This window comes from Psychrobacter sp. FME5 (assembly GCF_014861375.1).
Lineage (GTDB): Bacteria > Pseudomonadota > Gammaproteobacteria > Pseudomonadales > Moraxellaceae > Psychrobacter.
In genome coordinates this window covers 1-9,261 of the sequence record NZ_RRYX01000114.1, presented here as the reverse complement: position 1 = coordinate 9,261, position 9,261 = coordinate 1, and the positions used below count along the sequence as shown (strand labels likewise).

6 protein-coding genes are annotated in these 9,261 nt (G+C 42.6%); 4 read left to right on the top strand and 2 right to left on the bottom strand.

Annotated elements, in window-relative coordinates; genetic code table 11:
• Positions 1 to 51: 51 nt before the first annotated feature.
• Positions 52 to 1,812 (bottom strand): anthranilate synthase component I family protein, encoded by a 1,761-nt coding sequence (locus tag EI161_RS12070; protein ID WP_192529660.1) that lies wholly within the window; start codon positions 1,810 to 1,812, stop codon positions 52 to 54.
• Between the two features lie 2 nt (positions 1,813 to 1,814).
• The gene (locus EI161_RS12065; protein WP_192523620.1) at positions 1,815 to 3,050 is read right to left on the bottom strand and encodes a beta-ketoacyl-ACP synthase II; all 1,236 of its coding nucleotides are present in this window, start codon (positions 3,048 to 3,050) and stop codon (positions 1,815 to 1,817) included.
• A 661-nt stretch (positions 3,051 to 3,711) separates the two neighbouring features.
• Between EI161_RS12065 and EI161_RS12060 the strand changes: the two genes are divergently transcribed.
• The 4 genes from EI161_RS12060 to fusA all read left to right on the top strand — a co-directional run bounded on the left by EI161_RS12060 (position 3,712) and on the right by fusA (position 9,011).
• Positions 3,712 to 5,019 (top strand): EcsC family protein, encoded by a 1,308-nt coding sequence (locus EI161_RS12060; protein WP_192523619.1) that lies wholly within the window; start codon positions 3,712 to 3,714, stop codon positions 5,017 to 5,019.
• A gap of 453 nt (positions 5,020 to 5,472) precedes the next feature.
• A complete protein-coding gene (gene rpsL / locus EI161_RS12055) occupies positions 5,473 to 5,847 on the top strand; it encodes a 30S ribosomal protein S12 (RefSeq protein WP_011281154.1) in 375 nt (124 codons plus the stop codon).
• Positions 5,848 to 6,057: 210 nt separating this feature from the next.
• A complete protein-coding gene (rpsG, locus tag EI161_RS12050; RefSeq protein ID WP_192523618.1) occupies positions 6,058 to 6,531 on the top strand; it encodes a 30S ribosomal protein S7 in 474 nt (157 codons plus the stop codon).
• A gap of 353 nt (positions 6,532 to 6,884) precedes the next feature.
• Complete coding sequence (gene fusA / locus EI161_RS12045; RefSeq protein ID WP_192523617.1) at positions 6,885 to 9,011, top strand: elongation factor G; 2,127 nt, start codon at positions 6,885 to 6,887, stop codon at positions 9,009 to 9,011.
• Positions 9,012 to 9,261: the final 250 nt, after the last annotated feature.

Below are 9,261 nucleotides of genomic sequence, written 5' to 3'. Positions count from 1 at the left end.
ATGATAAGCTTAAAGCCAGCTATGAGGCTGCCGTAATTCTCGCTTGTGTCTTTATCTGGCTGCCGCTGATTTGAATTCTATACAGCCCCTAGCTGTTTTAGCAAGAACGGATAGCAAATTACCCACTTTATCGAGACATTCTTGATATTCAGCATCGCAGTCAGAAGCGACAGTGATGCCGCCACCTGCCCATAAACTGACTTGCTTCGTATTGTTTGCTACATCATCTGCTGTGCTGGTTGCTTGCAGGGTACGAATTAGTACATTCCATTGTCCACTACCATCAAAATTCATATAACCCATGGTGCCGCAATAAGCACCACGTGGGGCGTTTTCCAATTCAGAGATAATCTCGACCGCGCGTTTCTTTGGTGTTCCAGTGATTGAGCCTGCGGGCAAGCTGCCAAATAATACGGCAAGCGGATGAGTATCTGTGCGTAATTCAGCGGTAATGGTGCTGACCATATGATGCACATTGCTAAAGCTTTCAATCGCAAATAACTGCGGCACTTTTACGCTACCTATCTTGGCATACTTACCCAAATCATTCCGCAATAAATCGACAATCATCACGTTTTCGGCGCGGTCTTTTTCACTATCGATGAGTTGTTGTTTATAGTTATTGTCCTGCTCAGCAGTTGCACCACGTGGCATCGTACCTTTAATTGGCTTAGTACGTATATGGTGTTTACCAGTGGCACCGTCTTTGATAAAGGTGAAAAATAGCTCGGGAGAGCAGCTTAAGAGCTCAAAGCTGCTTGTGCGCTCAGTAGAATTGTCTGGCTTATTACTATTAGCGTTATCATTTAAATGTTGAATCGCTAAATACCCTGCGAAGGGCGCTTGTGTATTACGATGTAGAGCAGGCAAGTAATCGATGATATTCGATGTTGATTGTGTATGAGTGAGACGACCCTGCCACTCTTGGGTTAGATTGATTTGATAGCAGTCGCCTTGCTGTAGATAGTTTTGCGTTTGACCAAAGGCTTGCTGATAATGACGCTTGCCCCATCGTGCATTTAATAGCAAAGAAGCAGGCGCTGACGAGGTTTCAAGTTGCGCTTGGTTGATGTTTTTTCGATTAGGATGTTTATCAGACAGTTTTTTATCTAACGCATCTAAATAAGCAATAAGGGCTATGACAAGTTTGTTTTTTTGTTCTTCATCAATATCTTTATTTGACGCGTTAGCCGTGCTATTTACTTCTAACTGCCAACCTGAGTTATCATTTTTTTTAGGGGTTAGATAGATATCATAATGTCCAAGTAGCGCACACGGCTGTGCTGCCAGCTCAATGTTGCTCGCTGGGCTTAGCTCGTGAGCGGCAATATCATAACCAATAAAACCGATGAGACCGTGATGATAGTTGGGTTTTTTATTTGTTTTAAATGTTGAGTGTGAGTCATTGCTATTACTATCGATGTTATAAGCTTGACTATAAGCAATCAATTCATCTTGCCATTCACTGTAGCACATATAGGTTGTTGTGACGGTGCTGTGATGAATATGGTGGCTGGCGCGGCAAGTTTTTTCGACTTTATAAAGCGTTTCTTGTTTGTCAGAAGGAGGCGGGTCATTCGCACCGTAATAAACGGACCAGCTTACTGTCGGTAATAAGCCAATGATGGGCTGCCCGTCGTTATTGAGCCAAACCAATTGCCAGTTTGCCTTAGCATCTTGAGCGTATAAATATTGCTGTAGCGGCGGCATCAGTTCTGCGGCAGGTAAGTCACCAAAACGCCAGCTAGGTTTGGTAGCTGGCGATGGCGCAGAAACTGTCTGCTCAGTTTTGTGATTAAATGGTGCGACCATATTTAGGCGTCAAATTTTTTGATGATGAGGGTAGCATTTGTGCCGCCAAAGCCAAAGCTATTACTCATGAGCGTTTCGAGCTTAACGTCACGCTTGTCAGTGACAATATCAAAGCCTTCGGCAGCAGGATCGAGTTGCTCAATGTTGATACTGGGGGTGATAAAGCCTTCTTTTAGCATCAATAAGCAATAAATCAGCTCTTGAGCACCGACTGCACCCAAGCTATGGCCAGTCATGGATTTGGTCGAGCTAATAGCGGGTACTTGACTGACATCATCGCCAAAGACTTTAGCAATGGCTTTGAGCTCGGTGATATCGCCTAATGGCGTGCTCGTACCGTGACTATTTATATAATCGACGCTTTGTAATCCTGCTTCAGCAAGGGCTAGCTGCATACAGCGAACGGCACCTTCGCCACTTGGTGCAACCATTTCTGCACCGTCTGAGCTGGCACCGTAACCGACGATTTCGGCTAAAATATTGGCACCGCGCGCTTGGGCATGTTCTAAACTTTCTACCACCACCATCGCACCACCAGCGGCAATCACAAAGCCATCACGGTCTTTATCATATGCTCTTGAGGCAAGTTTCGGCGTATCATTATACTGAGTACTCATTGCGCCCATGGCATCAAACATACAAGACTGTGTCCAGTGTTCAGCTTCACTACCACCGGCGAGTACCACGTCCGCCTTGCCTAGCTGGATCAGCTCAGCGGCATGACCGATACAATGGGTTGAGGTGGCACATGCAGAAGATAGAGAGTAGGAAATACCATGGATTTTTAAACCCGTCGCTAGTGCTGCAGATACCGAGCTGCCCATGGTTTTTGGTACAGCCATGGCGCCGACACCGCGTAGACCTTTTTCGCGCATCGCATCAATAGCATTGACGATATTTTCGGTTGAGGCGCCGCCTGAACTTGCTACTACGCCCACACGCGGATTGTTATTAATAGTCTCAAGTGATAATCCAGCGTGCTCAATAGCATTTAAGGCGCTGACATAGGCATAGAGACTGGCGTCGCTAAAAAACCGTTTTAATTTACGGTCGATAGCTGAGGTATCAAGCGCTGATTTATCGATACTACCGCTAAGGTGTGATTTAAATTGGTGCTCAGCATACGATTCATTGAATGTAATGCCAGAGCGGCCTTGTTTAAGAGAGTCGGTGACAGTAGCTAAATCATGTCCGATACAAGAGACAATCCCTGCTCCAGTGATAACAACGCGGCGCATATTCTATTCCTTATGAGTAACGATTTTGGAGAATTACCTTTAGCAATCGTTTTTGAATACTGACTTCTATTATTCAACCTCAAACGTCTCTCTTTTTAATATTAAGAATGTTCTAATCGAAGAGGTTCGCGAGTATTAAATGCTTATTTTGTAGCCATTATAACGGTCATCATAAACCTATATACTCTATAAATGGCTAACTATAAATAGAAGTACAGCTGTACTGTGAGTTATGGCATATCATAACGTATCAAGAGCCTAAAATCTTTGTATAAGTGCAAAATAACCACAAAATAATGCGTATCTTCAAAAACAAGTACCTATTGGTTTTAGCAGTTTTGAGCGTCGTAAAAGCTGCTATGTTAGTCATAAAATAGAACCAGTTTATAGATGATTTACTTTATAACAGCTAGCGCATAGCTACCGGCGTATCGATTTTATTTAGAACTGCCTATATTTATACTACACATCATAAAGTTGTATCTTAAAGAAATTGGCCGGTCATCAATAAGTGATACTTTTAGATACAAAACGGATGAGAGCAATAACATTGTTAGCACTGACATTTAGACTGATTATTCGTTAGAATGGTACACTGATTAATACTAAAAAAATAAGCAGTTTATAATAAATAACCAAACCATATATTAAGGATATCATCATGGCAAAGCGTAGCACTCTTTCTAAAAGTATCACCACCGTTGGCTCTTTTACTCGTAATAATCTTGAACGAGTAGGGGCGGTCATAGATAGTATGAATGCTAAAACCAGTAAACCGCGTCAATTTAAAGCGGTTAACCTAGGCGATGAAGATTATCAGCAAGACTTATTCCGTGAACAAACCTTAAAAGCAACCCAGCAGTTATTGGGGCCGCGTTTTGCCACTTATGGTAAATACGCCAAAAAAGTGGTGCCCAATAGCTTTTTTCAATCGACGTTAGATGGGGCATTTGCTCAGATTGCCAAGCTTGCTGCCAATTGGAGCCAGATTGATCTGCCCAATCAACATCGCTTTGCCGATATTGCCAGCTTAGATAATGAGCAGCGCTATGCATTGGCAACCGACATCGCCAATCAAAACCGCGCGCTTGCAACGCTAGGCGGGATTACAGGTTTAGCTGGTTTGCCAGGGCTACTTGCTGATACGCTGTGGTTGCTATTGGTTTCATTACGTACCGTTTACCAATTGGGCGCGGTCTACAATAAGCCGCTAACGGGTAAGCAAGGTGTCAAGATGGCCTATGAGCTGCTTGCCAATGCTGACTTGAGCAAAATGCAAGAAAAACAAGCGTTGCTAGCAGGTATAGGCATCGGTAAGGGCTTACTAGATAATGCACAAAGCAGCGGTCTACACAGTGAGCTTAAAAATCTGGGCCTAAAAAACACCAACGTAAACTTCTATGCTGAGCAAGTCGATAAAATTGCAGGTCAGGTTGGTATTGATTTAGACCAAATCAATCTATCGTGGATGCGCCGCTTATTACCGTTCACCGCGGTCTTCATTGGTATGCGCTACAACAGTCAGTTGATCGATGAAGTGATTGGTGTTGCTCAAGCGACTTTTGCGCCTGAAACCAAGCTTGCCAATCGTGCGATTACGGATGACAGTAGCAGCGAAGCAGAGGTCACTAAACCTGCTGATAAAGACAAGCAGCAGGACTCTAAAAACGCTGAAAGTCTTGAAGATGCTAAGCAAAAAGAAACAAAGGCAAAAGATACTGCCGAAAGCACTAATATAGAGTCAGAAAAAGCAACAGCTAAAAAAACAGATAAGAAAAGTAGTGGCAAAGAAGATAGCGAGAAAAAAGACGCTAAGCCGGAAAATGTGACACAAAAGAATACTAAGCAAAAAGTCTCAGAGAAGCAAAAAGCCTCAGAGAAAAAAAGTGATAAAAAGGGTAGTGCCGCCAAACCCTCTGAAAAAAGCACAAATGACACTGATAAAGCAGTCGATAAACAAAGTAAGTAGAGCGGTGATACCTGCCTAGTTTTTCTATTTTGTATAAAGCAAACTCATACACTGTAATCTGCTCAAAGGTGTGAGGTGTTTTTAATTATGACGATAGTATCTTTTTCTATTGAAAAATAAGATAATATCGTCATATAACCACTGTAAATCGCTGTTTATTTATTTCTAAATATCTTATCTAAATTATGCACAGCGTTACTTTCGATACCATATTTAGTAGTCTGTTTTTAGTTAGTTTTAAATTAACAACAGATAAAATAGTATGGTAGTAGGCGTTAAGCATATCTATCGAATGTTGTAAAGTGAAACCATTCATAAGTGGTTGAAATAGCTGCAACAACTCTTTATAATACATTGTCCTAAAAATGGGTGCTCCGAAATCTGCCACTAACGTCAGATGAGGGTGTATTGCCCCATTTTTTTGTTTTATACCAAACGGGAGAAGGATGCCTTATGGCAACAACTAACCAATTGATTCGTAAAGGTCGCAAAACCATCAAGGAAAAGTCAAAAGTTCCTGCGTTGGAAGCGTGTCCACAGCGCCGCGGTGTATGTACTCGTGTATATACTACCACGCCTAAAAAACCTAACTCAGCCATGCGTAAAGTATGTCGTGTACGTTTGACTTCAGGCTATGAAGTATCAAGCTACATCGGCGGCGAAGGTCATAACCTACAAGAGCACAGTGTTGTTCTTATCCGTGGTGGTCGTGTAAAAGATCTACCTGGTGTACGTTATCACACCGTTCGTGGTGCACTAGATTGCGCAGGCGTAAAAGACCGTAAACAAGGTCGCTCTAAATATGGTGCTAAGAAGCCTAAAGTTTAATAACTAACCGTTATTAAATGAGCTTTTTTGTATCACCCATTAACTGTGCATGGGTCTGGTGTCAGCGATAACTTTATTAAGTAGATGATTTATTGCTATAACATACCGCCATGCAGTAAGGCTGACTGACAACTCGATATAACGCCACCTAATATACAACTGGTGCGAGATTGTGAATGTCAGACACTCCTGAAGAAAAGGATTATTATTATGCCAAGACGTCGCGTCATTGCTACCCGTGAGATCCTACCGGATCCTAAGTTTGGTAGCCAAACTGTTGCAAAATTCATTAACCATGTAATGAGCCATGGTAAAAAATCTACTGCTGAGCGTATCGTTTATGGTGCACTAGAAACAGTAAGTGAAAAGCGCAAGATTGAAGATCCAGTCGCTTTCTTTGAAGAAGTCTTAGAAAATGTACGCCCAATGGTAGAAGTGAAAGCTCGCCGTGTTGGCGGTGCAACCTATCAAGTACCAATGGAAGTACGCCCCTCCCGTCGTACCGCCTTGGCTATGCGTTGGTTAGCTGAAGCTGCTGTTAAGCGTTCTGAAAAATCAATGGCTTTGCGTTTAGCAGGCGAATTGAATGATGCTGCTGATGGCAAAGGCGCTGCTATGAAAAAGCGTGACGAAGTTCACCGCATGGCAGATGCTAACAAAGCATTCTCTCATTACCGCTTCTAAGATGTTTTTTGAATGGCTGTTATACAGTGGTTCTAGATTAATGACTGAGGTCAATTAATCGCACATTGTTTTTATTCTATTGATTGCCGCCATCATCCGTTCGGTTGTAAGTAAGTTTAACTTATTAGCAGCTGAGATGGCGGATATCTATCAAGATGCTCCTCTTAAACGATACTGTTTACTAGGGAGCATCCTAGATTTGATGCCGCACTATTCTTAGTATTTGCTCTTTTATTGTCCGTATTAGGTCCAATGATCAGTAAGTAATATTACGAAGCTGAACGCTTTGTCATAGAGTATGAGGTAGAGACACAACTCATTATTATATACACGACTTTTCCTAGGAAAACACTATGGCTCGTAAAACTCCCCTAAAGCGCTATCGCAATATTGGTATCTCAGCGCACATTGATGCTGGTAAGACGACCACTACTGAGCGTGTTTTGTTCTATACCGGTGTTAGTCACAAGATTGGTGAAACCCATGACGGTGCAGCTACCATGGATTGGATGGAGCAAGAACAAGAGCGTGGTATTACTATCACCTCAGCGGCGACTACTTGCTTTTGGTCAGGTATGGCGAAGCAGTTCGACGAACACCGTATCAATATCATTGACACCCCAGGTCACGTTGACTTCACGATTGAAGTTGAACGTTCTATGCGTGTTCTTGATGGCGCTTGCATGGTTTACTGTGCAGTAGGCGGCGTTCAGCCACAGTCTGAGACCGTATGGCGTCAGGCAAACAAATATAAAGTACCACGTCTTGCATTTGTCAACAAAATGGATCGCGTTGGTGCAGATTTCTATCGCGTTATCGACCAAATCAAAACTCGTCTAGGTGGCAAGCCAGTACCTTTGGTTATTCCAATTGGTAAAGAAGACGACTTTGAAGGTGTGGTTGATCTAGTCAGCATGAAAGCCATTTATTGGGACGAAGCGTCTCAAGGTATGGAATATGACTTGCGCGAAATTCCAGCTGAACTACAAGAAAAAGCAGAAGAGTATCGCGAGTATCTGGTAGAAAACGCAGCTGAAGCCACTGAAGAGTTAATGGAAGAGTACTTAGAGAACGGTGAATTGTCAGAAGAACAAATTCATGGTGCGCTTCGTCAATTAACCATTAACAATGAAATCATCCCACTACTTTGTGGTACTGCCTTTAAAAACAAAGGTGTGCAAAGAATGTTGGATGCGGTTATTCAGTATCTTCCAGATCCAACAGATGTACCTGCTATTAAAGGTATCCTGAACGATAAAGAAGAAAGTGAAGGCTTCCGTGAATCTTCAGATGACGAGCCATTTTCAGCGCTTGCATTTAAGATTATGAATGACAAGTTCGTTGGTAACTTAACCTTCGTTCGTGTTTATTCAGGTGTCATCAAGCAAGGTGGTAGTGTTTACAACCCTGTTAAAATGAAGCGTGAGCGTGTTGGCCGTATCGTACAGATGATGGCAGATTCACAACAAGAGCTTGAAGAAATTCGTACTGGTGATATCGCAGCGTTAGTTGGCATGAAAGATGTGGGTACTGGCGATACGCTATGTGATGAAAGCAACATCATTACACTTGAGCGTATGGAATTCCCAGATCCAGTTATCAGCCTAGCGGTTGAACCTAAGACCAAAGCTGACCAAGAAAAAATGTCAATTGCTTTGGGTCGTTTGGCTAAAGAAGATCCATCATTCCGTGTACATACTGACGAAGAGTCGGGTCAGACGATCATCAGTGGTATGGGTGAGCTGCATCTTGAGATTCTAGTTGACCGTATGAAGCGTGAGTTTGGTGTTGAAGCCAACATCGGTGCGCCACAGGTTGCTTATCGCGAAACGATTCGTGAAACCATCGAGCAAGAAGGCAAATTCGTCCGTCAAACAGGTGGTCGTGGTAAATTTGGTCACGTTTGGTTACGTCTTGAGCCACTTGATCCAGCAGGCGACGTCGAATATGAATTCGCTGAAGAAGTGGTTGGTGGTACGGTACCAAAAGAATTCCACAGTGCGGTTGATAAAGGTATCCAAGAGCGCATGAAAAACGGCGTACTTGCTGGTTACCCAATCGTTGGTGTAAAAGCGACTTTGTATGATGGTTCTTACCATGATGTTGACTCGGATGAGTTATCATTTAAAATGGCTGGTTCTATCGCTTTCAGAAAAGGTTTCATGGCGGCAAACCCTGCGCTACTTGAGCCTGTAATGAAAGTAGAAGTTGAAACACCTGAAGACTACATGGGCGATATCATGGGCGATCTTAACCGTCGTCGTGGTATGGTTCAGGGTATGGAAGACTTGCCTGGCGGTACTAAGCAGATTCGTGCTGAAGTACCATTAGCGGAAATGTTTGGTTATGCCACGCAAATGCGCTCAATGTCACAAGGCCGTGCAACGTACTCTATGGAATTCCAAAAGTATGCTGAGATTCCAAAATCAGTTGCTGCTGACATTATCTCTAAGTTCAACTCTAAAGATGATGACGAGTAAAATTGTATAAATAAAAGCAATATACTGCTTAGCGTTATATTGTTAATAGGAAATACGCCAATAATTGGTTAAAAGGCTTGTTATTGGCGACAATTTTCTTATAATATCTGCACATTAGTATGTGCACCCTTTTAATAATTATCTTAATGTGGTCGATACTCGCTTAATTATGTTATAAATTTTAGGTGGTTGACCCCAAAAAAAGAGGAAATACCCATGGCAAAGGCCAAGTTTGAACGCAACAAGCCAC